General features: G+C 71.6%; 25 protein-coding genes. 14 read left to right on the top strand and 11 right to left on the bottom strand.

What is annotated here, in order from left to right; all coding sequences use genetic code 11:
* Positions 1–147 precede the first annotated feature (147 nt).
* On the bottom strand, positions 148–1,374 hold the full coding sequence (locus ADK65_RS08400) for an ROK family protein (protein WP_199825589.1): 1,227 nt from the start codon (positions 1,372–1,374) through the stop codon (positions 148–150).
* Between the two features lie 121 nt (positions 1,375–1,495).
* Here ADK65_RS08400 and ADK65_RS08395 point away from each other — a divergent pair, with 121 nt between their 5' ends.
* From ADK65_RS08395 to ADK65_RS08385, 3 genes are all read left to right on the top strand, one after another.
* Positions 1,496–2,908: an MGH1-like glycoside hydrolase domain-containing protein gene (locus tag ADK65_RS08395; RefSeq protein ID WP_053669248.1), complete on the top strand. Its 1,413-nt coding sequence runs from the start codon at positions 1,496–1,498 to the stop codon at positions 2,906–2,908.
* Positions 2,905–4,842, top strand: coding sequence for a glycogen debranching N-terminal domain-containing protein (locus ADK65_RS08390; RefSeq protein ID WP_053669246.1), 1,938 nt, complete (start codon positions 2,905–2,907; stop codon positions 4,840–4,842). The genes ADK65_RS08395 and ADK65_RS08390 overlap by 4 nt, the downstream gene beginning before the upstream one ends.
* A gap of 152 nt (positions 4,843–4,994) precedes the next feature.
* On the top strand, positions 4,995–6,809 hold the full coding sequence (locus tag ADK65_RS08385; RefSeq protein ID WP_078955865.1) for a CDP-alcohol phosphatidyltransferase: 1,815 nt from the start codon (positions 4,995–4,997) through the stop codon (positions 6,807–6,809).
* Between the two features lies 1 nt (position 6,810).
* Here ADK65_RS08385 and dusB read toward each other — a convergent pair whose 3' ends face one another.
* Positions 6,811–7,944: a tRNA dihydrouridine synthase DusB gene (gene dusB, locus ADK65_RS08380; protein ID WP_053669244.1), complete on the bottom strand. Its 1,134-nt coding sequence runs from the start codon at positions 7,942–7,944 to the stop codon at positions 6,811–6,813.
* 78 nt (positions 7,945–8,022) lie between these two features.
* Between dusB and ADK65_RS08375 the strand changes: the two genes are divergently transcribed.
* Positions 8,023–9,468, top strand: a complete 1,446-nt coding sequence (locus ADK65_RS08375; RefSeq protein WP_053669288.1) for an MFS transporter — start codon at positions 8,023–8,025, stop codon at positions 9,466–9,468.
* Positions 9,469–9,594: 126 nt separating this feature from the next.
* On the opposite strand, the gene ADK65_RS08370 is transcribed toward ADK65_RS08375, so the two are convergent.
* Positions 9,595–10,509: a helix-turn-helix transcriptional regulator gene (locus ADK65_RS08370; RefSeq protein ID WP_053669286.1), complete on the bottom strand. Its 915-nt coding sequence runs from the start codon at positions 10,507–10,509 to the stop codon at positions 9,595–9,597.
* Positions 10,510–10,611: 102 nt separating this feature from the next.
* Between ADK65_RS08370 and ADK65_RS08365 the strand changes: the two genes are divergently transcribed.
* Together ADK65_RS08365 and ADK65_RS08360 are read left to right on the top strand one after the other, a co-directional pair.
* Positions 10,612–12,057: an MFS transporter gene (locus ADK65_RS08365; protein WP_053669284.1), complete on the top strand. Its 1,446-nt coding sequence runs from the start codon at positions 10,612–10,614 to the stop codon at positions 12,055–12,057.
* A 115-nt stretch (positions 12,058–12,172) separates the two neighbouring features.
* Positions 12,173–12,379, top strand: a complete 207-nt coding sequence (locus ADK65_RS08360; RefSeq protein WP_053669242.1) for a hypothetical protein — start codon at positions 12,173–12,175, stop codon at positions 12,377–12,379.
* A 45-nt stretch (positions 12,380–12,424) separates the two neighbouring features.
* On the opposite strand, the gene ADK65_RS08355 is transcribed toward ADK65_RS08360, so the two are convergent.
* The 3 genes from ADK65_RS08355 to ADK65_RS08345 form a co-directional block, all read right to left on the bottom strand.
* Positions 12,425–13,018, bottom strand: a complete 594-nt coding sequence (locus tag ADK65_RS08355) for a TetR family transcriptional regulator (RefSeq protein WP_053669240.1) — start codon at positions 13,016–13,018, stop codon at positions 12,425–12,427.
* A 25-nt stretch (positions 13,019–13,043) separates the two neighbouring features.
* Positions 13,044–14,048, bottom strand: coding sequence for an aldo/keto reductase (locus ADK65_RS08350; RefSeq protein ID WP_053669238.1), 1,005 nt, complete (start codon positions 14,046–14,048; stop codon positions 13,044–13,046).
* 69 nt (positions 14,049–14,117) lie between these two features.
* A complete protein-coding gene (locus ADK65_RS08345) occupies positions 14,118–14,738 on the bottom strand; it encodes a LysE family translocator (protein WP_053669236.1) in 621 nt (206 codons plus the stop codon).
* Between the two features lie 240 nt (positions 14,739–14,978).
* Here ADK65_RS08345 and ADK65_RS08340 point away from each other — a divergent pair, with 240 nt between their 5' ends.
* Positions 14,979–16,082: an endonuclease/exonuclease/phosphatase family protein gene (locus ADK65_RS08340; protein WP_053669234.1), complete on the top strand. Its 1,104-nt coding sequence runs from the start codon at positions 14,979–14,981 to the stop codon at positions 16,080–16,082.
* Between the two features lie 70 nt (positions 16,083–16,152).
* Here the strand turns inward: ADK65_RS08340 and ADK65_RS08335 are convergent, their stop codons facing one another.
* Positions 16,153–17,535, bottom strand: coding sequence for a glycine--tRNA ligase (locus ADK65_RS08335; protein WP_053669232.1), 1,383 nt, complete (start codon positions 17,533–17,535; stop codon positions 16,153–16,155).
* A 171-nt stretch (positions 17,536–17,706) separates the two neighbouring features.
* Between ADK65_RS08335 and ADK65_RS08330 the strand changes: the two genes are divergently transcribed.
* From ADK65_RS08330 to ADK65_RS08315, 4 genes are read left to right on the top strand one after another with little or no spacing between them, the layout of a single operon-like run.
* Positions 17,707–18,654: a metal ABC transporter substrate-binding protein gene (locus ADK65_RS08330; RefSeq protein ID WP_053669230.1), complete on the top strand. Its 948-nt coding sequence runs from the start codon at positions 17,707–17,709 to the stop codon at positions 18,652–18,654.
* Positions 18,655–18,674: 20 nt separating this feature from the next.
* Positions 18,675–19,442 (top strand): metal ABC transporter ATP-binding protein, encoded by a 768-nt coding sequence (locus tag ADK65_RS08325; protein WP_053669282.1) that lies wholly within the window; start codon positions 18,675–18,677, stop codon positions 19,440–19,442.
* On the top strand, positions 19,442–20,344 hold the full coding sequence (locus ADK65_RS08320; RefSeq protein ID WP_053669228.1) for a metal ABC transporter permease: 903 nt from the start codon (positions 19,442–19,444) through the stop codon (positions 20,342–20,344). Before ADK65_RS08325 ends, ADK65_RS08320 begins: the two co-directional genes overlap by 1 nt.
* A 58-nt stretch (positions 20,345–20,402) precedes the next feature.
* Positions 20,403–20,822: a Fur family transcriptional regulator gene (locus ADK65_RS08315; protein WP_053669226.1), complete on the top strand. Its 420-nt coding sequence runs from the start codon at positions 20,403–20,405 to the stop codon at positions 20,820–20,822.
* A 161-nt stretch (positions 20,823–20,983) separates the two neighbouring features.
* Here ADK65_RS08315 and ADK65_RS08310 read toward each other — a convergent pair whose 3' ends face one another.
* The 3 genes from ADK65_RS08310 to ADK65_RS08300 all read right to left on the bottom strand — a co-directional run bounded on the left by ADK65_RS08310 (position 20,984) and on the right by ADK65_RS08300 (position 22,881).
* Positions 20,984–21,817 carry an isoprenyl transferase gene (locus ADK65_RS08310; RefSeq protein ID WP_053669224.1) on the bottom strand — a complete coding sequence of 278 codons (834 nt, stop codon included), beginning with the start codon at positions 21,815–21,817 and terminating at the stop codon, positions 20,984–20,986.
* 75 nt (positions 21,818–21,892) lie between these two features.
* Positions 21,893–22,639, bottom strand: a complete 747-nt coding sequence (gene recO, locus ADK65_RS08305; RefSeq protein WP_053669221.1) for a DNA repair protein RecO — start codon at positions 22,637–22,639, stop codon at positions 21,893–21,895.
* 26 nt (positions 22,640–22,665) lie between these two features.
* Positions 22,666–22,881: a hypothetical protein gene (locus ADK65_RS08300; protein WP_030836519.1), complete on the bottom strand. Its 216-nt coding sequence runs from the start codon at positions 22,879–22,881 to the stop codon at positions 22,666–22,668.
* A gap of 400 nt (positions 22,882–23,281) precedes the next feature.
* Between ADK65_RS08300 and ADK65_RS08295 the strand changes: the two genes are divergently transcribed.
* The gene (locus ADK65_RS08295; protein ID WP_053669220.1) at positions 23,282–23,764 is read left to right on the top strand and encodes a GNAT family N-acetyltransferase; all 483 of its coding nucleotides are present in this window, start codon (positions 23,282–23,284) and stop codon (positions 23,762–23,764) included.
* Positions 23,765–23,793: 29 nt separating this feature from the next.
* Here ADK65_RS08295 and ADK65_RS08290 read toward each other — a convergent pair whose 3' ends face one another.
* On the bottom strand, positions 23,794–24,234 hold the full coding sequence (locus ADK65_RS08290) for a protein-tyrosine phosphatase family protein (protein ID WP_053669218.1): 441 nt from the start codon (positions 24,232–24,234) through the stop codon (positions 23,794–23,796).
* Between ADK65_RS08290 and ADK65_RS39885 the strand changes: the two genes are divergently transcribed.
* Both ADK65_RS39885 and ADK65_RS08280 read left to right on the top strand, forming a co-directional pair.
* Complete coding sequence (locus ADK65_RS39885; protein WP_053669216.1) at positions 24,233–24,430, top strand: hypothetical protein; 198 nt, start codon at positions 24,233–24,235, stop codon at positions 24,428–24,430. The genes ADK65_RS08290 and ADK65_RS39885 overlap by 2 nt on opposite strands.
* Entirely contained in the window at positions 24,427–25,359 is a 933-nt protein-coding gene (locus tag ADK65_RS08280; RefSeq protein WP_053669214.1) for a dihydrodipicolinate synthase family protein, read from the top strand. The genes ADK65_RS39885 and ADK65_RS08280 overlap by 4 nt, the downstream gene beginning before the upstream one ends.
* The last annotated feature ends 11 nt before the right edge of the window (positions 25,360–25,370 follow it).

Below are 25,370 nucleotides of genomic sequence, written 5' to 3'. Positions count from 1 at the left end.
GGCACTCAGTGCCACCCCTTGGAGAAGTGCAGCCGCTCATGATCCGCTCATCTGAGCGCAATCCTTATCAGGGGTGGCGAGAATCACGCTGCCACAAGCGCCGGGATTTCACCATGCGGACGTGTCTCGGGACCGGAAACGCGGCCGTCACACCCCCAGCGCGCGCAGCCGCTCCTCGGCCCGCTCGGGCGCGTAGAGGTGCTCCACGACCATCGCACCGGCTCCGACCAGCGCGGCCCGCTCGCCCAGCCGTGCGGTCACGACCTCCAGGTGTGCGGTGGAGCGGGGCAGCGCCCGCTGGTACAGCAGTTCGCGCACGCCTGTCAGGAAGGCGGTTCCGGCCAGATCCCCGGCGATCATCAGGACACCGGGATTGAGCAGCGTCACGACAGTGGCGAGGACGTCCCCGACCCGGCGCCCGGCCTCCTGGGCGAGCCCGACCGCCTCCGGGTGCCCGGCCGCCAGCAGATCCCGGACGTCCGAGCCGGACGCCGCCGGCGCCCCGGCCTCCGCGAGCCGCCGGGCCACGGCGCCGCCGCTCGCGACGGCGGCCAGACAGCCGTAGGAACCGCACCGGCACAGCGCTCCGGCGCCCTCCGGCACCCGGATGTGCCCGATGTCGCCGGCGCCGCCGTCGATGCCGCGGAACACCGAGCCGTCCACGACGACCCCGGCGCCGATGCCCGTGGAGACCTTGACCAGCACGAAGGCGGAACAGTCGGGGTAGGCGGTGCGCTGTTCGCCGTACGCCATGAGGTTGGCGTCGTTGTCCACCAGCACCGGCACCCCGGCGGTGCCCGCGTGCTCGGTGAGCGCCCGGGACAGCCGGTCCCTTATGTCGTAGCCGTCCCAGCCGGGCATGATCGGCGGCTGGACGACGCGGCCGGTCTCGGTGTCGACCGGGCCGGGCACCGCGAGCCCGACCCCGCAGACCGCCTCCGCCCCGTGCCCGGTCTTCTCCAGCAGCCCGGCGAACCAGCGGCCGAGTTCACCGAGGACGGCGTCCGGTCCGTCCTCGACGACGAGGGTGCCGGAGTGCTCGGCGAGGATCTCGCCGCTCAGCGTCAGCAGCGCCGCCCGGGCGTGCCGGGTGTCGAGGTCGGCGGCCAGGACCACAGCGTGCTCGTCGTCGAACTCCAGGGTGATGGAGGGCCGCCCGCCCAACGGAGAGTCCACCGGCCCCCCGGCGCCCTCACGCAGCCAGCCCGCGCGGAAGAGCCGGTCCAGCCGCTGCCCGACGGTGGCCCGGGACAGTCCGGTCGCCTGCTGCAGCGCACCCCGGGTCACGGCGCGGCGGCTGCGCACCAGTTCGAGCAGATCGCCGGCGCTCGCCTGGCCCGCCCCTCGTCCGGTTCTCCCGGGCCGTCCGGTCATGTACACCCCCTTGTGTTTCCCAAGCCTGCATTACATATTGGGTTTTGCGTGTTAAATAGACGTAACCCTACGGTAGCTCCTGCCGATCCCGGCCAGGAGTACGTCTTTGGGAGAGCCCCGAGTGGATCGCATCGCCCAGCTCACCACGCGTCCCGCGGGGCGCCCGATCGCATACGACCCGGCCGCCGCGCCGCCTTCCCTGCACGTCAGAGCCGCACAGGTGCTGGAGGGCAACTGGACGGGCAGGTCCACCGTGCCCTCGCGCGGCCTGTATCCGCACCAGTGGTCGTGGGACTCGGCGTTCATCGCGATCGGCCTCCGGCACCTCTCACCGTTACGGGCCCAGACGGAACTGGAGACGCTGCTGGCGGCCCAGTGGGCGGACGGGCGCGTCCCGCACATCGTCTTCAACCCCTCCGTCCCCCTCGACGCGTACTTCCCGAGCCCCGACTTCTGGCGTTCGTCGACCGCCGGGCGCGCCGCCGGCGCCCCACGCACCGTACAGACCTCCGGGATCGTGCAGCCGCCCGTCCACGCCCTGGCCGCGTGGCTGGTGCACCTCGCCGACCCGGGCCTGTCCAGGGCGCGCGGCTTCCTCACCCGGGCGTACCCCCGGCTCGCCGCCTGGCACGACTACCTCCTGCACCGTCGCGACCTCGGCGGGGGCGGGCTGGTGTCCGTCGTGCACCCCTGGGAACAGGGTATGGACAACAGCCCCTGCTGGGACCGCCCGTTGTCCCGCGTCACCCCCGCCCCGGCCGGCTCCTTCCGCCGCGCCGACCTCGACCACGGCGCCCCCGAGGACCGGCCGACGGATCTGGACTACGGACGGTACGTGCGGCTGGCCGCCGACTACCGGGACCGGGGATACGCCGACGGCCCCGGCGACTTCGCCGTGGAGGACCCGGCGTTCAACGCGCTGCTCGCCGCCTCCGAGTACGCCCTGGCCCACATCGCCGACGAGCTGGGCGTGACCGGATCGGCCCGGCGCACCCGAGCGGAGCGCCTGACGTCGGCCCTGGTGGAACGGCTGTGGGAACCGGCGGCGGGCATGTTCCTGTGCCGGGACGTACACGAAGGGGAGCTGATCCCCGAGCGCGGTGTCTCCGGGCTCGTCCCCCTGTTGCTCCCGGCCCTGCCGCGCGATCTCGCGGCCACCCTGGTCCGCACGGCCTGCGGTCCGCACTTCGGCCTGGGCGGCACGACCCGCCTGGTCCCGAGCTACGACCTGCTCGGCGAGGCCTTCGACCCGCACCGCTACTGGCGCGGCCCGGCCTGGTTCAACACCAACTGGCTGCTGGAGCGGGGCTTGCGGCTGCACGGTGAGCGCGGCCGGGCCGACGCCCTGCGCAGGGGCATGCTGCACACCGCCGGCGCCTCCGGCTTCGCGGAGTACGTCGACCCCTACACGGCACAGGCCTGCGGCGTCACCGGCTTCGGCTGGACCGCCGCGCTCACGCTCGACCTGCTGCACGACCGGCCCGCACGGGGCAGGAACGGCCTCACGGCGATCAAGGGAGAGGACCGGGGATGACGGACCGGCATCATCTGCTCGTGCACGGCCGGACGTTCGCCGCCGTCGGCGATCGCGGCGACATCAGCGGCTACCGGGGCGGCAGCGCCCCGGACGGCCTGTTCGTACGGGACGCCCGGCATCTGAGCCGGTGGCAGCTCACCGTCGACGGGGCGGTACCCGACACGCTGACCCCGGTGGCCGACGGGGACACCGCGCGCTGCGTGCTCGTCCCACGCGGCGGCCGTGACGAACCGCCCGCCTGCACGCTCTTCCGCGAACAGGCCGTCGGGGACTCCGCCTTCGTGGAGTCGCTGCGCGTCACCAGCAACCGTCCGGTGCCCACGACCGTCCGTCTCGCGGTCACCGCCGACGCCGACTTCACCGACCAGTTCGAGCTGCGCTCCGACCACCGCACCTACACCAAGCCCGGCGCCGTCCGCTCCCGCCACGTGCTCGCGCACGGCGTGGAGTTCGTCTACCGGCGCGGCGAATGGCGTTCCGTCACGACGGTGACGGCCGAGCCGCGGCCGGACGCCGTGGAGGAGACCGGCACCGGCGCGCGTCGCCTGGTGTGGACCCTGGACCTCGAACCGCACGGCACGGCCGAGCTGGCCCTGCGGGTCATGGCCCGCCCGCACGGTGACCGGCGCGCCCTGCGCGTGCCCCGCTCCCCCGCCGCCGCCCACGAGCAACTGCGCGCCCGCGAGGAGGAGTTCGTCCGGGACCTGGTCTTCCCGGCCGGCTGGCCCGAGCTGGCCGCCGCCTGCACCCGGGGCCTCGCCGACCTCGCCGCCCTCCAGGTCCCGGCGACCGGCCCGGACGGCGAGAACGTGCGCGTCCCGGCCGCCGGCGCCCCCTGGTTCCTGACGCTGCTGGGCCGGGACGCCCTGCTGACCTCGCTGTTCGCCCTGCCCTACCGGCCGCATCTGGCCGCCGCCACCCTGCCCGCGCTGGCCGCGACCCAGGCCACCGGGACCAGCGCCGACGAGATCGCCCAGCCCGGCAAGATCGTGCACGAGGTGCGGCACGGCGAACTGGCCCACTTCGGCCAGGTTCCCTACGGCCGCTACTACGGCTCGGTCGACGCCACCCCGCTCTTCCTCGTGCTGCTCGGCGCGTACACCGAGCACACCGGCGACACCGGCCCGGCCCGCCGCCTCGAAGCCCACGCCCGGGCCGCGATCACCTGGATGCTCGACCACGGCGGCCTGACCTCGCGCGGCTACCTCGTCTACCGCGCCGACCAGGGCGGCCTCGCCAACCAGAACTGGAAGGACTCCCCCGGCGCCATCTGCTCCGCCGAAGGCACCCGCCCGCACGGGCCGGTGACGGCGGCGGGCGCCCAGGGCTACGCCTACGACGCCCTGCGCCGCACGGCGGGCCTCGCCCGCACGGTGTGGCAGGACACCACGTACGCGCATCTGCTGGAGCAGGCGGCCGGTGACCTGCGCGACCGTTTCCAGCGGGACTTCTGGATGCCGGAGCACTCCTTCCCGGCCCTCGCGCTCGACGGCCGGGGCAAGCAGGTCGACGCGCTCGCCTCCGACGCCGGGCACCTGCTGTGGTCGGGCCTGCTGGACAAGGAGTACGGCGAACTCGTCGGCCGGCGACTCCTCGAACCGGACTTCTTCTCCGGCTGGGGCGTGCGCACCCTGGCCGCCGGCCAGCCGGCCTACCACCCGCTCTCCTACCACCGCGGCTCGGTCTGGCCCCACGACAACGCGCTGATCGCCCTGGGCCTGGCCCGCTACGGGCTGCACGACGAGGCCCGCGCGATCGCGCACGGCCTGGTCGACGCGGCGGGCGCGACCGGCCACCGGCTCCCGGAGGTCCTCGCGGGCTACGGCCGTGACACGCACCCGGAGCCGGTGCCCTACCCGCACGCGTGTGTGCGGGAATCCCGTTCGGCATCGGCCCCGTTGGCGCTGCTCACTGCGGTCGGGGTGGTCTGAGGGCCGGTTGGCCCGCCGTTTGCCGGGTGTTTGCCGAGCGCTGGCCCGGCGGGCTGAACACACCTGGTGGACGCACCGTACGCAACGGTGGCGGACCCGTACCCCCACCCGGGTCCGCCACCACGCCGGTTCCGTACGGGAAGGACCTCCGGGTGCCTGTCTTCACACGCTTCAGCGAGTCACCGCAGCCGGGTGACGGCGTTTCCGAGGCCGAGGTCGGCAAGACGGAGGGTGGGGACGGCGGAGAGGACGACGGAGCGCAGGCGGCAACGCCCGATCCCGCCCCGGCCGCCTCACGCTTCACCCACCTGCGTACCTGGCGCACTCACCACCCCCGGGCCGCCCGCGCCCTGAACCTGGCCACCACCGCCCTCGCCGCCGTCCTGGTCGTGGGCGCCCTGCTCCTGCCCAACACGCTCCCCGCCCTCAAGGCGGCCGGCTTCGCGCGGATCCCGGCGGAGGCGGTCCTCGGGGCCGTCGTCGTCCTGGCGTTGCCCCGTCGGCCCCGGCTCGCGGCGGCGGTGCTGTACGGGCTCGGTCTCACCGCCCTCACCACGGTGAACCTGCTCGACATGGGGTTCAACGAGTACCTGGGCCGGGGCTTCAACGCCGCGCTCGACTGGGACCTGCTGCCCGACGCGCAGGCGTACGTCGAGGACACGCTGGGCGCGGGTGTGGCGACCGCCGCCGCCGTCGGCGCGGTGGTGCTCGTGCTGCTCGTGGCGGCCGTCATGGTCGCGGCGTCGGTCCGGCTCGCCGAGGTGCTCGCACGCCACCGGGTGCGGGCGTCCAAGGGCGCCCTGATCGCCGGCACCGCCTGGGTCGCCTGCTCCGCGCTGGGCCTGACCCTGTTCGGCGGACCGATCGCCTCCGAGCGCGGGGCCGGTGCCCTCAAAGTGCACGCGCAGCGGACGGTGGAGTCCCTGCGGGACGAGGCGGCGTTCGTGGAGGAGTCGAAGGCGGACACCTTCGGCAACACACCGCCCGGCGAGCTGCTCCCCGACCTGCGCGGCAAGGACGTGATCTTCACGTTCATCGAGAGCTACGGCCGCAGCGCGATCGAGGACCCGATCATGGCCCCCGGCGTCGACCGCACCCTGGACTCGAGCACCGGGGCCCTGAAGAAGGCCGGCTTCGACGCCCGCAGCGGCTGGCTGACCTCGGCGACGTACGGCGGCAGCAGCTGGCTCGGCCACTCCACGACCATGTCCGGCCTGTGGATCGACAACCAGCGGCGCTATCGCACGGTCAGCGCCGGCGACCACCTCACCCTCACCAAGGCATTCCGGAAGACCGGCGCCTGGGACACGGTCGGCGTCATGCCGGGGGTGCAGAAGGGCTGGCCGGAGGAGAAGTGGTACGGCCTCGACAAGGTCTACGACGCCTTCGACCTCGGCTACCAGGGCCCGAAGTTCAGCTGGTCGACCATGCCGGACCAGTACGCGCTGGAGGCTTTCCAGCGGCGGGTGCACGGCAAGAAGCGCGACAAGCCGCTGATGTCGTTCGTCATCCTGACCTCCAGTCATCAGCCCTGGGCCCCCATCCCGAAGACGGTCGGCTGGGACGAGCTCGGCGACGGCTCGGTCTTCGACGCGATCCAGAAGGCCGGCAACAAGGCGGCGGACGTCATCACCGACACCACCAAGTCCCGCGAGGAGTACGGCAAGTCCATCCAGTACTCGGTCACCAGCCTCACCCAGTGGCTGGAGCGCTACGGCACCGACGACACCGTCCTGGTCTTCCTCGGCGACCACCAGCCCATCGCCCGGGTCAGCGGGAACCACGCCTCCCGGGACGTGCCGGTGTCGATCGTCGCGAAGGACCCGAAGGTCCTGGACAAGGTCGCCGACTGGAAGTGGACGCAGGGGCTGAGGCCGGACCACGACGCGCCCGTGTGGAGGATGAGCTCCTTCCGGGACCGCTTCCTGAAGGCGTTCGGCTCCACCCCGCACCCCTCCAGGGGCTGATTCAGCCGCCGGACGTGTCCAGCTCGGCGTCCTCGCCGACCCCGGCGCAGTCGTAGGGGTCCTTCAGCCAGCCGTCCGGCAGCACCACCCGGTTGTTGCCGGACGTACGGCCCCGGGGCCCGTCGGCGCCGGCGGGCCAGGGCTGGCCGAGGTCCAGCTCGTCCAGCCCGGCGCGCAGCTCCTCCAGGGACGAGGTGATCGCGAGGCGCTTGCGCATCTCGGAGCCGACCGCGAAGCCCTTCAGGTACCAGGCGACGTGCTTGCGGAAGTCGACGACGCCCTTGGTCTCGTCGCCGATCCACTCGCCGAGCAGCGTGGCGTGCCGGACCATGACGTCGGCGACCTCGCGCAGGGCGGGGCGGGCGATGTCCTCGGTGCGGCCCTCGAAGGCGGCCACCAGGTCCGCGAACAGCCACGGCCGTCCCAGGCAGCCACGGCCGACGACCACGCCGTCGCAGCCGGTCTCGCGCACCATCCGCAGGGCGTCCCCGGCGGACCAGATGTCGCCGTTGCCGAGCACCGGGATCTCCGGCACGTGCTCCTTCAGCCGGGCGATGGCCTCCCAGTCGGCGGTGCCGCCGTAGTGCTGGGCGGCGGTGCGGCCGTGCAGGGCGATGGCGGTGACGCCCTCCTCGACGGCGATCCGGCCGGCGTCGAGGAAGGTGATGTGGTCGTCGTCGATGCCCTTGCGCATCTTCATCGTCACGGGCAGGTCGCCCGCGCCGCTGACGGCTTCGCGCAGGATGGCCCGCAGCAGGTTCCGCTTGTAGGGCAGCGCGGAGCCGCCGCCCTTGCGTGTGACCTTCGGCACGGGGCAGCCGAAGTTCAGGTCGATGTGGTCGGCGAGGTCCTCCTCCGCGATCATGCGGACGGCCTTGCCGACGGTCGCGGGGTCCACGCCGTACAGCTGGATCGAACGCGGCGTCTCCGTCGCGTCGAAGTGGATCAGCTGCATGGTCTTCTCGTTGCGTTCGACCAGCGCCCGGGTGGTGATCATTTCGCTGACGAACAGGCCCTTGCCGCCGCTGAACTCTCTGCACAGGGTGCGGAAGGGCGCATTGGTGATCCCGGCCATGGGGGCCAGGACGACGGGCGGCTGGACGGTGTGCGGGCCGATCTGGAGGGGCGTGGACATGCCTCCATTGTGCCGTGCAATGAGAAGGCAAAATTCGTTAGTTAGCCACACTATCGAAATCGGCGTACGATGGACCGCATGCCCGAGCTCAGCCCCCGCCGCCGCATGCTGGTGCTCGCGATCTGCTGCATGAGCCTGCTGATCGTGAGCCTCGACAACACGGTCCTGAACGTGGCCCTGCCCTCCATGCAGCAGGACCTGCACGCGAGCACATCGGGCCTGCAGTGGACCATCGACGCCTACACCCTGGTCCTCGCCTCGCTGCTGATGCTCGCGGGCTCCACGGCCGACCGGGTCGGCCGCAAGCGGGTCTTCATGGCGGGTCTGGTCGTCTTCACGATCGGCTCGGTGCTGTGTTCGCTCGCGCCGAACCTGGAGGCGCTGGTGGCGTTCCGGATGGTGCAGGCGGTGGGCGGCTCGATGCTGAACCCGGTCGCCATGTCGATCATCACCAACACCTTCACCGATCCGCGCGAGCGGGCCCGGGCGATCGGCGTCTGGGGCGGGGTCGTCGGCATATCGATGGCCGCCGGTCCGCTGGTCGGGGGCCTCCTCGTCGACTCCGTCGGCTGGCGCTCCATCTTCTGGATCAACCTGCCGGTGGGCCTGGCGGCCCTGCTGCTCACCCTGCGCTTCGTCCCCGAGTCCCGCGCCCCTCGCGCCCGCCGCCCCGATCCCGTCGGGCAGGTGCTGGTGATCGCGCTGTTCGGCTCGCTGACGTACGCGATCATCGAGGCGCCGAGCACGCCGTTCCGCTCCCTCGCCCCGCTCGCCGCGCTCGCCCTGGCCGCCTTCGCCGGGCTCCTCCTCTACGAGCCGCGCCGCAAGGAACCGCTGATCGACCTGCGCTTCTTCCGCTCGGCGCCGTTCAGCGGAGCGACCGTCATCGCCGTCAGCGCCTTCGCCGCGCTCGGCGGTTTCCTGTTCCTCTCGACGCTGTACCTGCAGAACGTGCGGGGACTGACCGCCCTGGAGGCGGGTCTGTGGATGCTGCCGATGGCCGTCCCGACCTTCCTGTGCGCGCCTCTGTCGGGCCGCCTGGTGGGCACGCGCGGCCCCCGACTCCCCCTGCTGATCGCGGGCTTCGCCATGACGACGAGCGGTGTCCTGTTCGCCGCGTTCGAGGCGGAGACATCGAACGTCGCGCTCCTCGCCGGCTACGTCCTCTTCGGCGTCGGCTTCGGGTTCGTCAACGCGCCCATCACCAACACGGCCGTCTCCGGCATGCCCCGTGCCCAGGCGGGCGTCGCGGCGGCGGTCGCCTCCACGAGCCGCCAGCTCGGGCAGACGCTGGGGGTGGCCGTCGTGGGCGCGGTGCTCGCCTCGGGCGTCGGCGCGTCGCCGTACCGGGAGACGTTCGTGTCCGCGGCGCGGCCCGGGTGGTGGATCCTCGCGGTGTGCGGCTTCGCGGTGCTGGCACTGGGCGCGGTGACGAACGGACGGTGGGCGAGGGGCACAGCCGAACGGACCGCCGCCAGGCTGGAGTCGGCGCAGGAGCGGGACACCGCCGGGGTCCGTGTCTGAGCCGACGGCGGCCCTCACGGCCGGTGCGCCTTCCGGTCGTCCGCGTCAGGACGCCCTTCGGTAGGTGACCCAACGGCCGGGGGCACCACCGCGTCGCACGGTCGGCGGCCGGCCGCGGAGAAGCGGTCATGTGCCGGTGTGAACGGCCTGCCGGTCCACGGCGATCGCCCGCAGCTCCTCCAGCCGGCCGCGTGACTCCGCGTCCGCCGGGACATAGGTGACGATCCGCGGACCCGCGCCCGGCGTCAGCCACAGGTCCGTGTGGTCGACGGTGATGCGGCCCACGTGGCGGTTGCGGAACTCCTTGCGTTTGGTGCGGTGGGCGACCACCTCGTGACGGTCCCAGGCCCGGCGGAACTCGGGGGACTCCGTGTGCAGCCGGTTGAGGAGCATCTTCCAGGCCGGTTCGGCGAGATGGCCGGCCATCGTCGCGCGGAAGCGGGCCGCCATGAGGCGCTGGGTCTCCTCCAGGTGCACGATCGAGGACTGCCACTCGGGGTGGGTGTAGGAGAGGAGGATGCAGTTGCGGTCCTCGGGCGGAACCGCGTCCAGGTCGCACAGCAGCAGCCCGTACGTGCGGTTGTGGGCGAGGATGTCGTACCGGCTGTTCTGCAGGCACGCCGGGAACGGCTCGACCTGCTCCAACAGCGCCCGCATCGCCGGTGTGACCGAGGGGCAGGTGGTCGCCGGGGCCGGATCGGCCGCCCCGGCGAGCTGGAAGAGGTGCGCGCGTTCGCTCGGGTCGAGCAGCAGGGCGCGGGCCAGCGCGTCGAGGACCTGGACGGAGACCTGGATGTCCCGGGCCTGCTCCAGCCACGTGTACCAGGTGACGCCCACCGCGGAGAGCTGGGCGACCTCCTCGCGGCGCAGTCCGGGTGTGCGGCGCCGGGCACCCCGGGGCAGACCCACCTGCTCGGGGGCGATCCGCTCACGGCGGCTGCGCAGGAAGGCCGCCAGCTCGTGCCGGCGCACGTCGGCGTCCCGGGTCGGGGGCGGCACCTCGGGGCCGCGGGCCGTCGTCTCCTGCGCCATGGTCGTCATGCCTCCCAGCATGCCCCCCGCCCGGACCCTGTTCCAGGTGGTGCCACTACCAGGATAAGGACACTCTGGTACCACCTTGTGGGAGGTCGCAGGCTCGTGATCGTGACCACTGAATCCCTCGCTCCCCGTCCTGTCCGTTCACCCACCGGCCCTGCCCCCGCCACCGTGCCCGCGCTGGGCGGCCTCGGGCTGTTCACGGTGCTTCTGGGAGCCGCCCTCCCTCTCATCGACTTCTTCATCGTCAACGTCGCCCTGCCCACCATCGGCTCCGACCTCGCCGCGAGCGAGTCGGTGCTCGAACTCGTCGTCTCCGGTTACGGGGTGTCGTACGCCGTCCTGCTGGTGCTCGGAGGCAGACTCGGCGATCTGTTCGGGCGGCGGCGGCTGTTCCTCGCCGGGATGGCCGCCTTCGGGCTGACCTCGCTGGCGTGCGGACTGGCGCCCGGAGCCTGGTCGCTGGTCGCGGCCCGGGTCGCGCAGGGCGCGTCGGCCGCCGCGATGCTGCCGCAGGTGCTCGCCACCATCCAGGCGACCACGACCGGCCCCCGGCGGGCGAAGGCCATGAGCCTGTACGGCGCGACCGCGGGTCTGGCGATGGTCGCCGGGCAGATCCTCGGCGGGGTCCTGGTGGCCGCCGACATCGCGGGGACGGGCTGGCGGTCGGTCTTCCTGGTCAATGTTCCGGTCGTGCTCGCCGGGCTGGCGCCGGCCGTCCGTGCCGTCCCCGAGACCAGGTCGCCGCGGCCCGAGCCGGTCGACGTCCCGGGCACGTTCCTCCTCGCGGCCTCGCTCCTCACGCTGCTCGTCCCGCTGACCGAGGGCCGGGCGGCGGGCTGGCCGCTGTGGACCTGGCTGTCGCTGGCGGCGTTTCCCCTCGTGGCGGCGGCGTTCTACGCGGTGGAGCGACGGGCCGACCGCGCGGGCCGTACACCGCTGGTGCCGCCGAGCCTGTTCGCGCTCACCTCGCTGCGCCGCGGACTGCTGCTGGTGCTGCCCTTCTCGATCGGCTTCAGCGGCTTCATGTTCGTGATAGCGGTGGCGTTGCAGCAGGGCGCCGGGCTGGGCCCGGTCGCCGCGGGTCTGGCACTCGCGCCGCTGGCGGTGGCGTTCTTCGTGTTCTCGCTGCTGGGCCCGCGCCTGGTCGCCCGGTACGGCACGCGGGTGGTGACGGCCGGTGCCGTCCTCCAGGGGATCGGCCTGACCCTGATGGCGCTGGCCGCCTGGTGGTTCTGGCCGCACGTGGGCTTCGTCGAACTGCTTCCGGGCGGGGTGGTCGCCGGTGCCGGACAGGCGCTTCAACTCCCCGTCATCTACCGGGTGATCCTCTCCGAGGTGCCGCCCGTCCGCGCCGGTGTCGGCAGCGGCGTGATGATCACCACCCAGCAGTCGGCGCTGGCCCTCGGTGTGGCGACCCTGGGCACGCTGTTCCTGTCCTTGGTCCCGGGGGTGGGCATGCGGGACGCCCTGGTCGCGACTCTGCTGGTGCAGATCTGCGGTGTCGTGCTGACCGGCCTGTTGAGCCTGCGGCTGCCCCGCACGGTGAACTGAGCTCTCTCACGGCCTGATAACGGGCTTGCGGGGAAACCCCGTTGATGTCGGTCGTGCTGCACACTCCTTGCTGCGAGCAGGCCGGGACGGCGGATTTCTCGACGCGGGAGGCGTCATGACACAGATCGACACGAGCAAGGTCAGCCGGTGGGACCAGCACGGCCGGGAGCACGTGGTGCGGGTGCAGCGGACGGGTGTGCAGCGCACGATCAGATGCGACACGTGCGGCTGGCGCAGAGGCGCCCAGTTCCTGCCCTGGCTGAAGGCGGAGGAGCATCTGCTGGAAGCGCACCAGGCCACCGTGGATCCGACGGCGGCATAGGGGGCGCGGCGGCGGGGCCGGCGCGGGCCGCTGACGCGCCGGGGACTACGGTGCTCGCCGCAGCCCCTGCACGAGCAGGTCGACGACCGCCGCGAAGTCGGCCTCGGTGCCCGGCTCCTCCCACTCCCTCGCGTAACAGGGGTCGTGGAAGCGGCCCGTGGCCTGGAAGACCGCGCGGGCCGAGGCCTCCGGGTCGGTGGCGGCGAAGTCACCGGCCTCGACGCCGGCCTGGATGATGCGGGTCAGCTGCGTCTCCAGGTCGGTGATGTGCTCGCCCACCGCCGAGCCGTTCTCGTCGGTGAGGACCATGTACGTGGCGAACAGTTCCGGGTCCTCGCCCGCCTTGCGGCGCTTGGCGGCGAACAGCGCGGCGAGCCAGTCCCGCAGCCGGTCCTCGGGGACACGGTCGGCGGCGACGATCCCCGACAGCTGCCCGGAGGTGCGGTCCAGCCAGCGCTTGGTGACCGCCTCGCGCAGGGCCGCCTTCGTCCTGAAGTGGCGGTAGACGCTGCCATGGCTGACACCGAGCGCACGCGCCACATCCACCACGGTGGCCTTGGCCGGGCCGTGACGGCGCAGCACCTCCTCGGTCGCCTCGAGGATGCGCTCGGCGGTCAGAGTCTCGCTGGTCGGTGCCATGCCCTGACCGTACCCGCAGCCGGGTTCAGCTCTCGAGGTGTGCCATCTGGGCCGCCGGGTAGCGGTCGCCCGCGGCGGCACCGGCCGGCACGGCCTCCTCGATCGCGGCCAGGTCGGCCGGCTCCAGCGTCACCTCCAGCGCGCCCAGCGCCTCCGTGAGCCGGTCGCGGCGGCGGGCGCCGACCAGGGGCACGATGTCCTCACCCCGGGAGAGCACCCAGGCGATCGCGATCTGCGCGACGCTGACGCCCTTCTGCTCGGCGATCTTCCGCAGGGCCTCGACGAGGTTCAGGTTGTGCCGGAGGTTGTCGCCCTGGAAGCGCGGCGACATCGCCCGGAAGTCGCCCGCGCCGAGCTGCCGGTCCGCGGTGAAGTGGCCGGAGATGAGGCCGCGGGAGAGCACACCGTACGCCGTGATGCCGATGCCCAGTTCGCGGACGGTGGGCAGGACCTCGTCCTCGATGCCGCGGGATATGAGGGAGTACTCGATCTGGAGGTCGGACACGGGAGCGGTGGCCGCAGCCCGGCGGATCGTCGCGGCGCCGACCTCGCTGAGGCCGATGTGCCGCACATAGCCCTTCTCGACGAGGTCCGCTATCGCGCCGACCGTCTCCTCGATCGGCACGTCAGGGTCGAGGCGGGCGATGCGGTAGACGTCGATGTGGTCGACGCCGAGCCGCTGGAGGGAGTAGGCGGCGAAGCTCTTCACCGCGGCGGGACGGCCGTCGTATCCGAGCCAGCTGCCGTCCGGGCCGCGCAGAGCGCCGAACTTGACGCTGACGAGGGCCTGTTCGCGCCGGGCCGCGGGGGCGGTGCGCAGGGCCTCGCCGATCAGCATCTCGTTGTGACCCATGGCGTAGAAGTCGCCGGTGTCGAGCAGGGTGACGCCGGCTTCCAGGGCCGCGTGGACGGTCGCGATGGACTCGGTCCGGTCCGCCTCGCCGTACAGGGCGGACATGCCCATGCAGCCGAGGCCGAGGGCGGAGACCTGTGGGCCTGTGGTTCCGAGGGGTCGGGTTCGCATCGTCATGCCCCCACCTTGCCATGACAGATGACAGATTTCAATATCTGTCAGTCGATACTTGTCACCCCACCGGTCCTACCGCGCCGTGAGCGCCAGCTTCGCCCCCAGCGCCACGAAGGACCCCGCGAAGCCCCGCCGCAGCCAGGCCGTCACCCGCGGCCGGCCCACCACGTGCCGGCGCACCGACGCGGCCAGCACCCCGTAGCCCGCGAACACGGCGAAGGTCGCGAGCATGAAGAACCCGCCGAGTCCCGCCATCCGCAGCACCGCGTGCGGCTCCCCCGGGCTCACGAACTGCGGCAGGAACGCGAAGAAGAAGATCGTCAGCTTCGGGTTGAGGATGTTGACCAGCACGCCGCGCACGATCACCCGCCGCTCCGACACCTCAGGGGGCGCCTCCTTGCCCGCTTCCACCACGAGCGCCTCCTTGTCCCGTGCCGTCGCCCACGCCATGTACAGCAGGTAGGCGACGCCCGCGTACTTCAGCACCTGGAAGGCGGTCGCGCTCGCGTGCAGCAACGCGGCGGCGCCGGTGACGGTGGCCAGCAGATGCGGCACGGTCCCGAGCGTGCAGCCCACGGCCGCGACGACCCCGGCGCGGCGCCCCCGGGACAGCGCGGCGGCCAGGGTGTAGACGACGCCGGTGCCCGGTGTGGCGACGACGACAACGGTGGTCAGCAAGAACGCGATGCTCATGGCGTCACCCTGACTCCGCCCGGCCCGGGAGAACAGGACCGATCGGCGTCGGCGCTCCAGGACCAATCCTGCGCGCGGACCGGGAGTCTCAAGGCTCACCACCACTCCAGGGAACTCAACAGCCCCACCGTTCGACACCGTTCACATGAGCTCCGACAATGGAAGTGCCGGTGAGCGGTCTCCCCGGCGGCGCCCGCCATCGGCCGCGCGGAACTCCTGCGCCGCCCGAGGGAGCGCGCCATGACGATCCGTATCGCCACCTTCAACACGGAGAACCTCTTCCGCCGCCCGAAGGTCTTCCGCCTGCCGGACGACAAGGAGCGCCGCGAGATCCTCGACGACTACGCCGAGCTGGTGTCCCTGCTGGAGAAGAAGACCTACGACGACGTCACCAAGGTCCGCATCGCCGAACTGCTGAAGAAGCACCGTGTGCACGATTCCCGCAAGGACAGGCCGTTCTTCATCAACGAGACGCGCGGCAAGGACACGCTGTTCGACACGACAGGCAGCGGCGACAACATCAAGTTCACGATCGTCGCCAAGGGCCGCCGCGCGTGGACCGGCTGGGTGGAACTGGTCCGTGACGACCTGGACTGGGAGGTCGTGTACAACACCGGCCGGGTGATCGCCGAGATCGACGCCGACATCCTGCTCACGGTGGAGGTGGAGGACCGCACGACCCTGCGCCGGTTCAACGAGCAGGTGCTGGGCGCCGATCTGAACAAGACGCCGTACCCCTACGACATGGTGATCGACGGCAACGACCCGCGCGGCATCGACGTCGGGATCCTCAGCCGCCACCCGATCACGTCCATGAGGTCCCACGTCTTCGACGCCGACCCCGATCGCCCGGGCAAGCACCTCTTCAGCCGGGACTGCCCCGAGTACGAGATCCAGATCGGCGGGCCGCCGCTGTGGCTGCTCGGCAACCACCTCAAGAGCCAGAGCGACGACAACCCGGAGCTGCGCATCGCGCAGGCCCGGCGGGTGGCGTCGATCTACCAGGCCGCCCTGGAACGCTCCCCGCACGTCATCGTGGCAGGCGACCTCAACGACGAACCCTCCAGCGAGGCGATCCGTGCCCTGCTGGGCACGGGTCTGCGGGACGTGATGAGCCACCCGGGGTACCGGGGCACCCCGGGCACCCACGGGACGGGCAAGACCGAGAGCCAGAAGCTGGACTATCTGATGCTGCCGCCACCGCTCTGGGACCAGGTGCAGCACGTGGAGGTCGAGCGGCGCGGTGTCTGGGCGCCCTCGACAATCAAGTCCTTCGACTCGGTCACCTCGAAGTGGAACCGCGCCTCGGACCACGCTGCCGTCTACGTGGACCTGGATCTGTGAAGCCGCCGGAACGCACCGGTGCCGGGCCCCTCCGAGGAGGAACCCGGCACCGCTGTGCGAGAAAGGGCGATCAGCAGCCGATCAGACGGGCCGCCAGGTAGCCCTCGATCTGGTCGAGGGAGACGCGCTCCTGCTTCATCGAGTCGCGCTCGCGGACGGTGACGGCGTTGTCCTCGAGCGTGTCGAAGTCGACGGTCACGCAGAACGGCGTGCCGATCTCGTCCTGGCGGCGGTAGCGGCGGCCGATGGCACCGGCGTCGTCGAACTCGATGTTCCAGTTCTGCCGGAGCGCCTGGGCCAGGCCCTTGGCCTTCGGGGACAGCTCCGGGTTGCGGGACAGCGGCAGCACCGCGACCTTCACCGGGGCGAGGCGGTGGTCGAGGCGCAGCACCGTGCGCTTCTCCATCTTGCCCTTGGCGTTGGGGGCCTCGTCCTCGATGTAGGCGTCCAGCAGGAACGCCAGCATCGCGCGGCCGACACCGGCCGCGGGCTCGATGACGTACGGAGTCCAGCGCTCGCCGGCCTCCTGGTCGAAGTAGGTGAGGTCCTGGCCGGAGGCCTTGGAGTGGGCGCCGAGGTCGTAGTCGGTGCGGTTGGCCACGCCCTCCAGCTCACCCCACTCGCTGCCGCCGAACTGGAAGCGGTACTCGATGTCGGCGGTGCGCTTGGAGTAGTGGGAGAGCTTCTCCTTCGGGTGCTCGTACCACCGCATGTTCTCCTCGCGCAGGCCCAGGCCGGTGTACCAGTTCCAGCGCTGCTCCATCCAGTACTCCTGCCACTTCTCGTCCTCGCCCGGCTTGACGAAGAACTCCATCTCCATCTGCTCGAACTCGCGGGTGCGGAAGATGAAGTTGCCGGGCGTGATCTCGTTGCGGAAGGACTTGCCCATCTGGGCGATGCCGAACGGCGGCTTGCGGCGCGAGGTGGTCTGCACCTGCGAGAAGTTGGTGAAGATGCCCTGGGCGGTCTCGGGACGCAGGTAGGCGACGGAGCCGGAGTCCTGCGTCGGGCCGAGGTGGGTGGACAGCAGACCCGAGAACTGCTTGGGCTCGGTGAACTGGCCCTTGTTGCCGCAGTTGGGGCAGTTGACGTCGGCCAGGCCGTTCTCCGGGGCGCGGCCCTTCTTCTCCTCGTACGCCTCCTCCAGGTGGTCCGCGCGGAACCGCTTGTGGCAGGAGGTGCACTCGGTCAGCGGGTCCGTGAAGGTGGCGACGTGACCGGAGGCGACCCAGACCTCGGGGGCCAGGATCACGGACGAGTCGATACCCACGACGTCCTCGCGCGACGTCACCATGTAGCGCCACCACTGGCGCTTGAGGTTCTCCTTGAGCTCGACACCCAGGGGGCCGTAGTCCCAAGCGGCGCGCTGACCGCCGTAGATCTCACTGCAGGGGAATACGAAGCCACGGCGCTTGCTCAGGCTGACGATGGTGTCGATCTTCTCGGCGGCCACGGTGCTCTCTTCATTACGACGACGGGCGACGGAGCGAGTTGCTTCCAGCGAATGCTTCAGGTTACCGGCGGGGACGCCCCCTCAATCAAATCGCTCCCCCTCCGGGGACCTCAAGGCCCTGCTCGGGCGGTTTGTTGACAACGGTTTCCATATTTGTTGAAAATGAGTGTCATGAACGTACGACGACGCCTCATACCCGCCGCCGCGGCCGCCTCTCTCGGCCTCGGCGCCCTGACCGCCTGCTCCAGCGACAGCGCGGCCTCGGGCAACACGGACAAGTTCGACGTCGTCGCGTCGTTCTACCCGATGGCGTTCCTCGCCCAGCAGATCGGCGGCGACCACGCGAACGTCACCAGTCTGACCGAGCCCGGCCAGGAGCCGCACGACCTGGAGATCAGCACCCAGCAGCGCGCGCAGCTCGAGGAGGCCGACGCGGCGCTCTATCTCAAGGGCCTCCAGCCCGCCGTCGACGAGGCCGTCGGCCAGACCGGCATCAAGACCAGGATCGACGCGGCCACGCTGACCCACCTCGAGGACCACGGCACCGGCGGCCACAGCCACGAGGGCGAGGAAGGCCACTCCGAGGAGGACGAGCACGGCCGCGACCCGCACGTCTGGCTCGACCCGGTGAAGTACGCCGAGATCGCCCAGGGCGTCGGCAAGGCCTTCGAGAAGGCCGACCCGGACCACGCGGCCGACTACAAGAAGAACACCGAGGCCCTGGTCACGAAGCTGAACGGGCTGAACAGCGAATTCGAGAACGGCCTGAAGGACACGAAGACCAAGGTCTTCTTCACCAACCACGCCGCCTTCGGCTACCTCGCCGAGCGCTACGGCCTCACCCAGGAGGCCATCTCCGGCATCGACCCGGAGAGCGAGCCCAGCGGCGCCCGGGTCCGGGAGCTCCAGCAGGAGGCGAAGGCCGACGGCGTCACCACCGTCTTCTACGAGACACTGGTCTCCGACAAGACCGCGAAGACCCTCGCCCGCGACGCGAACCTGAAGACCGACGTCCTCGACCCGCTCGAGGGCATCACGGACTCCTCCCGCGGCGAGGACTACTTCCAGGTCATGGAATCCAACCTCAAGGCCCTGCAGAAGGCCCTGGGAGCCAAGTGATCGACCCATCGGAGGACGGCATGACCGAGCCCGTCGTATCCCTGCGCGGCGTCCGCGCGGACCTGGGCTCGCGCCCCGTGCTGCGCGGCATCGACCTCACCGTGCACCGCGGCGAGGTCGTCGCGCTGCTCGGCGCGAACGGCTCGGGCAAGTCGACGGCCGTGCGCAGCGTCATCGGGCAGGTGCAGACCGGCGCCGGTGAGATCGAGCTGTTCGGCACGGACCGCAGGCGGTTCCGCGACTGGCACCGGGTGGGCTACGTCCCACAGCGCACCACGGCAGCCGGCGGCGTGCCCGCCACCGTGACCGAGGTGGTCTCCTCCGGCCGCCTGTCCCGGGCCCGCTTCGGCGTGCTGCGCAAGGCCGACCACGCGGCCGTACGACGGGCCCTGGACCTCGTCGGCATGGCGGACCGGGCCAAGGACTCGGTCGACGCCCTCTCCGGCGGTCAGCACCAGCGCGTCCTGATCGCCCGCGCGCTCGCCTCCGAACCCGAGTTGCTGATCATGGACGAGCCGATGGCCGGCGTCGACCTGGCCAGCCAGGAGGTCCTCGCGCACACCCTCACCGAGCAGGTCTCCCAGGGCGCGACCGTGCTGCTCGTGCTGCACGAACTGGGCCCCCTGGAGCCCCTGATCGACCGGGCGGTCGTGCTGCGCGACGGCTGCGTCGTGCATGACGGGCCGCCCCCCAAGGCCGTCGGCCAGCACGCCCTGCCCGGCCACGACCACGTACACCCGCACGCACCCGCGGGCGCCGAACCGATCCGCACGGGACTGCTGAGCTGATGGACTTCCTCGACTACGCCTTCATGCAGCGGGCCCTGCTCGCCGCCGTCCTCGTCGGCATCACCGCCCCCGCGGTCGGCATCTACCTGGTCCAGCGCCGCCAGGCCCTGATGGGCGACGGCATCGGCCACGTCGCGATGACCGGCGTCGGCCTCGGCTTCCTGCTGACCTGGTCCCCGGTGTGGATGGCGACCCTGGTCTCCGTCCTCGGCGCGGTCCTCATGGAGCTGATCCGCTGGTACGGCAAGACCCGCGGCGACATCGCCCTCGCGATGCTGTTCTACGGCGGCATGGCGGGCGGTGTGATGTTCATCAACCTCGCGCCGACGGGCTCCAACGCCAACCTGACGTCGTATCTGTTCGGCTCCCTGTCGACGGTCTCCCCGTCGGACGTCACGGCGATCTGCGTCCTGGCCGCGTTCGTCGTCCTGGTCACCCTCGGCCTGCGGCGGCAGCTGTTCGCGGTCAGCCAGGACGAGGAGTTCGCCCGGGTGACGGGGCTGCCGGTGCGCGTGCTGAACCTGCTGACGGCCGTCACCGCGGCCGTCACCGTGACCGTGGCGATGCGGGTGGTCGGGCTGCTCCTGGTCAGTGCGCTGATGGTGGTGCCCGTCGCGGCCGCCCAGCAGATCGCCCGCAGTTTCGCCGCCACCTTCGTGATCGCCGTGGCCATCGGCGTGAGCGTGACGATCGGCGGCACCGTCACCTCGTACTACCAGGACGTGCCGCCCGGCGCGACGATCGTGCTGCTGACGATCGGCGCGTTCATCGCGCTGACGGCGCTCGCGGCCCCGCTGGCCCGGCGCCGCGCCCGGGCCCGGGCGGCCGCGGACGGCTCGGCCGATCCCGGGGACTGCACGATTCCGGGCAGCCGCCAGGCGGCCGACGAGGTCGGCGTCTGACCGCCCCCACCCCGGGCTGGCACAATGGCCCGGGCAAGGCAGACGTGAGGAGGCAACGGTGACGACCGCTGGACCGTCCGTGAAGGGCCGCGCCACCAAGCAGCGGGCCGCTGTGGCGGCGGCCCTGCAGGAGGTCGACGAGTTCCGCAGCGCGCAGGAACTGCACGACATGCTCAAGCACAAGGGCGACTCGGTCGGGCTCACCACGGTCTACCGCACCCTGCAGTCCCTCGCCGACGCCGGTGAGGTCGACGTCCTGCGCACGGCCGAGGGGGAGTCGGTGTACCGGCGTTGCTCCACCGACGACCATCACCACCACCTCGTGTGCCGTGGTTGCGGGAAGGCCGTCGAGGTGGAGGGACCGGCGGTGGAGAAGTGGGCCGAGTCCATCGCCGCGGAGCACGGGTATGTGAACGTGGCTCATACGGTGGAGATCTTCGGAACGTGCGCCGACTGCGCGGCTGCCTCCGGCGGTTGAGCCGGTTCTCACTCCCCGCCGGGGTGGGTGAGGCTTCTTCTCGGCTGGGGGTGCGTGGGGGTTGTTCGCGCAGTTCCCCGCGCCCCTGAGTCGGTGACCTTGGGCTTCAGTCGAAGCAACGCGGCCCGGCTGCCATCAGGAGGCCGCCGGGCCGCTGCTCGCTACGGCTGCTCGCCCTCCATGGCCAGCAGCTCCTCGTTCGGGATCGCCCCGCCGAAGCGGCGGTCCCGAGAGGCGAACTCCAGGCAGGCCCGCCACAGGTCACGCCGGTCGAAGTCCGGCCACAGCACGTCCTGGAAGACCATCTCGGCGTAGGCGCTCTGCCAGATCAGGTAGTTGGAGGTGCGCTGCTCGCCGCTGGGCCGCAGGAACAGGTCCACATCGGGCATGTCCGGGTAGTACATGTACTTCGCGAAGGTCTTCTCGTTGACCTTGGACGGGTCGAGCCTGCCGCTCTTCACGTCCTCCGCCAGCGCCTGCGCCGCGTCGGCGATCTCGGCCCGTCCGCCGTAGTTCATGCAGAAGTACAGCGTGAGCCTGTCGTTGTCCTTGGTCTGCTCCTGGGCGATCTGGAGCTCCTTGGCGACGGACCGCCACAGCTTCGGCATCCGTCCGACCCAGCGCACGCGGATGCCCAGCTCGTCGAGCTGGTCCCGGGTCTTGCGGATGAAGTCCCGGTTGAAGTTCATCAGGAAGCGCACCTCGTCCGGCGAGCGCTTCCAGTTCTCGGTGGAGAAGGCGTAGAGCGAGATGGCGCCCACGCCCATCTCGATGGCGCCCTGGAGCACGTCCAGCACGCGCTCGGCACCGACCTTGTGCCCCTCGGTCCGGGGCAGCCCCCGGTCCTTGGCCCAGCGGCCGTTGCCGTCCATGACGATCGCCACATGCTGCGGTACGAACTCCCCGGGGATCTTCGGGGGCCGCGCGCCGGACGGGTGCGGCTCCGGCGTCCTGTACTCCCGGCGCTGACGCCCCAGGATCCCGCGTACGGCCATGTGTCTCTCGTCTCCTCGTGCTCGCTTGCTCGGTGCTGCTCGGTTGTGCGGATGCTCGGTCGTGCGCTGCTCGCGCTACTTCTCGACGTAGCGCAGGGAGCGCAGTCCGCGCTCCATGTGCCAGTGCAGGTAGGCGGACACCAGCCCGCTGCCCTCCCGGACGTGGCGTGCCTCGCACGCGTCGGCGGTCTCCCAGTCTCCCGTCAGCAGGGCGGCGAGGAGTTCCAGGGCCTGGGGCGAGGGTACGACGCTGCCGGGGACGCGGCAGTCCGCGCAGACGGAACCGCCCGAGGCGACCGAGAAGAACCGGTTGGGTCCGGGCATGCCGCACTTCGCGCAGTCGGTGAAGCTCGGGGCGTACCCGTTCACGGCGAGGGAGCGGAGCAGGAAGGCGTCGAGCACGAGGTGGGGTGCGTGCTCGCCCCGGGCGAGGGTCCGCAGTCCGCCGACCAGCAGCAGGTACTGCTGCACGGCCGGCTCTCCCTCGTGGTCGGTGAACCGCTCGGCGGTCTCCAGCATGACCGTCCCGGCCGTGTACCTCGCGTAGTCGCTGACGATGCCGCCGCCGTACGGCGCGATGGTCTCGCTCTGGGTGCACAGCGGCAGCCCGCGTCCGACCAGCTCGCTCCCCTTGGCGAAGAACTGCACGTCGACATGGGAGAACGGTTCGAGACGCGCGCCGAACTTCGACTTGGTCCGGCGCACGCCCCGGGCCACCGCGCGTACCCGTCCGTGACCGCGCGTGAGCAGCGTGATGATCCGGTCCGCCTCACCCAGCTTCTGGGTGCGCAGCACGATGCCGTCGTCGCGGAACAGACTCATGGAGCCATTCTGGCAGGGCCGTCACGTCAAGGGACCTCGCCCCTGCTGCGGGCGTTGGCGTACGCGGTCGCCGCGCGCAGCCGCTCGGCCGGGGTGGCGTGCCGGACGGCTCCGGGGTCGGCGTCCCACTCCCTGCCGCCTCCGTACGGCCTCAGCTGCACATAGGGCCCCTCGTGCCCCATCACGATGCCGATCCGGCCGCTGCGGGTGTCCACGACATACGCGCCGACGGGGGGCTTCATCGCCGCACCACCGCGGGCCGCAGGGCGCTGTCCGGGGACGTCCGGCCCGGTACGTCGAGCGGGCAGGGCGCTTTCCGCGCGAGACCCGCCGGGTCAAGTCCCAGTGACGGCCGGATAATTCCGGCGTTGGCGAGTTCTGCCCGCAATTCTTTCACCGCGTCCTCCGCTTCTTCGGCGCGAAGCGCCGAGTGTCGTGCCTCCACCGTGCTCCCCTCTCCTGCGGTTTTTCACTCTTCGCGTCTCCTCGGTGACGCTCGGCGACTACACTCCGGAGGGGTCTGTGTTCTACAACTGCCGGTCAACGCAGAGGGGTTCGGCGCAAGGCGCTGCAAAACGTGGGTGTTTTCGAAAGAATTCAGTCGTGGGAGCGACGGAAGGGCACGAGGAGCCGGAGTGGGGCATGCGCCCCGCACGGCCTGCGGACGTCGAGGCGATAGCGGAACTACGGGCCGTGGTGATGCGCCCGGACCTGGAGCGGCTGGGCCGCTACGACGGACACCGGGTCAGGCAGCGCCTGCGGGACGGCTTCTCCCCGGGGCACACGTGGGTCATCACGTCGGAGGGCGCTTTCGCGGGCAGCGTCTCCCTGCGTCCGTCCGAGAACGGCCACTGGCTGGAGCACTTCTATCTCACCCCGGCGCTGCAGGGCCGGGGCCTGGGCTCGGCGGTCCTGCGCACCCTGCTGAGCACCACGGACGCCTCCGGCGACCTCGTCCGCCTGAACGTCCTCCAGGGCAGCCCGGCCCGCCACCTCTACGAACGCCACGGCTTCACGGTGGAGACCCAGGACCCGGTCGACGTCTTCATGCTGCGACACCCTGCTCCTCAGCGCACAGCCCCGGGCCCGGCGCAGGCCGCGGCGATGACCGAGGAGTCCCGGTAGAACGGGCGGACCCCGGGCCGGAGGAAGGCTCACCCCGCGCCGAAGCCGCGCACGTACCGCCGCTGCCAGGGCGTCTCCACGGCATGCCGGTCGTAGTGCCGCCGGACGTATCCCACCGCCTCCTCCCCCGGCACCCCGTCCAGCACCGCCAGGCAGGCCAGGGCCGTGCCGGTGCGGCCGCGGCCGCCTCCGCAGGCCAGTTCCACCCGCTCCCCGGCGGCCCGTTCCCACACCTCGGCCAGTACCGCTCGGGCTGCCGCCCGGTCCGCGGGGAGACGGAAGTCGGGCCAGCGGATCCAGTCCGACTCCCAGGAGACCTCGGGCGGCCGCCGGCCGAGCAGGTAGACACCGTAGGCGGGACGGGGCGCGCCGGGATCCAGGGAGTGGCGAAGGCCCCGGCCCCGCACCAGCCGGCCCGACGGCAGCCTCAGGACACCGGCGTCACTCTCGCTCCACAGCTCGGTCGTCATGCCCCCATCATGGTCCGCTCCCGCCCTGGACGTGTCATTCCTGATCCGGATCCTCGGCCTGATGCTCGACCTCACCATGCCGGGCTTCTCGGCCGCGTCGGGGCCCGCGCACCGCTTCCGCTGCGACCATCCTGTCCGGGAGGACGAGCCGACCCGCGGCCTCGTCCACCGGCGCACCCCGATGGAGGCTCCATGACCCTCGCCCCGCTGACCGGTGTCATCCCGCCCGTCTGCACGCCGCTGACACCTGACGGCGAGGTGGACGTCGCCTCGCTGCTCTCGCTCGTCGACCATCTGGTGGCGGGCGGGGTGCACGCACTGTTCGTGCTCGGCTCGACCTCGGAGGCGGCGTTCCTCCCCGACCGGCAGCGCAGGCTGGTCGTCGAGTCGGTCACCGGTCATGTGGGCGGGCAACTCCCGGTGCTGGCCGGGGCGATCGACATGACGACGCCCCGGGTCCTGGACCACGTCGCGTCGGTGACGGCGGCGGGCGCGGACGCGGTCGTCGTCACGGCCCCGTTCTACACCCGCACCCATCCCGCGGAGATCGCCCGCCACTTCCGCGCGGTCGCCGCCGCGAGCCCGGTGCCGGTCATCGCCTACGACCTGCCCGTCGCCGTCCACACGAAGCTGTCGGCCGACGTGGTGCTGGAACTCGCCGCCGACGGGGTGGTGGCCGGGCTCAAGGACTCCAGCGGTGACCTGGCCGCCTTCCGCCAGGTGGTGACCGGCGCCCGGGAACGCGGGGCCATCACCGGCTTCAGCGTACTGACGGGGTCCGAGCTGATCGTCGACGCGGCCCTCGCGGTCGGCGCGGACGGAACGGTGCCGGGCCTCGGCAACGTCGACCCGCACGGCTACGTCCGTCTGGACCGGCTGTGCCGCACCGGGGACCGCGACGGGGCCCGTGCCGAACAGGAGCGCCTGTGCGCGTTGTTCGGCATGGTGACGGTCGGAGACCCGGCCCGCATGGGTCCGAACTCCTCGGCGATCGGGGCCTTCAAGGCCGCGCTGCACCTGCGCGGGGTCATCGCCTGCCCGGCGACGGCACAGCCGCAGATCCCGCTGTCCCCCGACGAGGTGGAGCGGGTCGGGCAGCACCTCGCGGCGGCCGGACTGCTCTGAGGGCGGCATCC

Source organism: Streptomyces sp. NRRL B-1140 (assembly GCF_001280065.1).
Taxonomy (GTDB): domain Bacteria; phylum Actinomycetota; class Actinomycetes; order Streptomycetales; family Streptomycetaceae; genus Streptomyces.
The sequence above is the reverse complement of the archived record's forward strand: the minus strand, read 5'-3'. Positions and strand labels throughout refer to the sequence as shown.

What these genes read in the sequence shown, in the direction of transcription:
- ADK65_RS08400 (WP_199825589.1), bottom strand. Translation starts at nt 1,374, where the DNA reads ATGACCGGACGGCCCGGGAGAACCGGACGAGGGGCGGGCCAGGCGAGC.
- ADK65_RS08390 (WP_053669246.1), top strand. Translation starts at nt 2,905, where the DNA reads ATGACGGACCGGCATCATCTGCTCGTGCACGGCCGGACGTTCGCCGCC.
- dusB (WP_053669244.1), bottom strand. Translation starts at nt 7,944, where the DNA reads ATGTCCACGCCCCTCCAGATCGGCCCGCACACCGTCCAGCCGCCCGTC.
- ADK65_RS08375 (WP_053669288.1), top strand. Translation starts at nt 8,023, where the DNA reads ATGCCCGAGCTCAGCCCCCGCCGCCGCATGCTGGTGCTCGCGATCTGC.
- ADK65_RS08370 (WP_053669286.1), bottom strand. Translation starts at nt 10,509, where the DNA reads ATGACGACCATGGCGCAGGAGACGACGGCCCGCGGCCCCGAGGTGCCG.
- ADK65_RS08360 (WP_053669242.1), top strand. Translation starts at nt 12,173, where the DNA reads ATGACACAGATCGACACGAGCAAGGTCAGCCGGTGGGACCAGCACGGC.
- ADK65_RS08355 (WP_053669240.1), bottom strand. Translation starts at nt 13,018, where the DNA reads ATGGCACCGACCAGCGAGACTCTGACCGCCGAGCGCATCCTCGAGGCG.
- ADK65_RS08350 (WP_053669238.1), bottom strand. Translation starts at nt 14,048, where the DNA reads ATGACGATGCGAACCCGACCCCTCGGAACCACAGGCCCACAGGTCTCC.
- ADK65_RS08345 (WP_053669236.1), bottom strand. Translation starts at nt 14,738, where the DNA reads ATGAGCATCGCGTTCTTGCTGACCACCGTTGTCGTCGTCGCCACACCG.
- ADK65_RS08340 (WP_053669234.1), top strand. Translation starts at nt 14,979, where the DNA reads ATGACGATCCGTATCGCCACCTTCAACACGGAGAACCTCTTCCGCCGC.
- ADK65_RS08330 (WP_053669230.1), top strand. Translation starts at nt 17,707, where the DNA reads ATGAACGTACGACGACGCCTCATACCCGCCGCCGCGGCCGCCTCTCTC.
- ADK65_RS08325 (WP_053669282.1), top strand. Translation starts at nt 18,675, where the DNA reads ATGACCGAGCCCGTCGTATCCCTGCGCGGCGTCCGCGCGGACCTGGGC.
- ADK65_RS08320 (WP_053669228.1), top strand. Translation starts at nt 19,442, where the DNA reads ATGGACTTCCTCGACTACGCCTTCATGCAGCGGGCCCTGCTCGCCGCC.
- ADK65_RS08310 (WP_053669224.1), bottom strand. Translation starts at nt 21,817, where the DNA reads ATGGCCGTACGCGGGATCCTGGGGCGTCAGCGCCGGGAGTACAGGACG.
- recO (WP_053669221.1), bottom strand. Translation starts at nt 22,639, where the DNA reads ATGAGTCTGTTCCGCGACGACGGCATCGTGCTGCGCACCCAGAAGCTG.
- ADK65_RS08300 (WP_030836519.1), bottom strand. Translation starts at nt 22,881, where the DNA reads ATGAAGCCCCCCGTCGGCGCGTATGTCGTGGACACCCGCAGCGGCCGG.
- ADK65_RS08295 (WP_053669220.1), top strand. Translation starts at nt 23,282, where the DNA reads ATGCGCCCCGCACGGCCTGCGGACGTCGAGGCGATAGCGGAACTACGG.
- ADK65_RS39885 (WP_053669216.1), top strand. Translation starts at nt 24,233, where the DNA reads ATGCCCCCATCATGGTCCGCTCCCGCCCTGGACGTGTCATTCCTGATC.
- ADK65_RS08290 (WP_053669218.1), bottom strand. Translation starts at nt 24,234, where the DNA reads ATGACGACCGAGCTGTGGAGCGAGAGTGACGCCGGTGTCCTGAGGCTG.
- ADK65_RS08280 (WP_053669214.1), top strand. Translation starts at nt 24,427, where the DNA reads ATGACCCTCGCCCCGCTGACCGGTGTCATCCCGCCCGTCTGCACGCCG.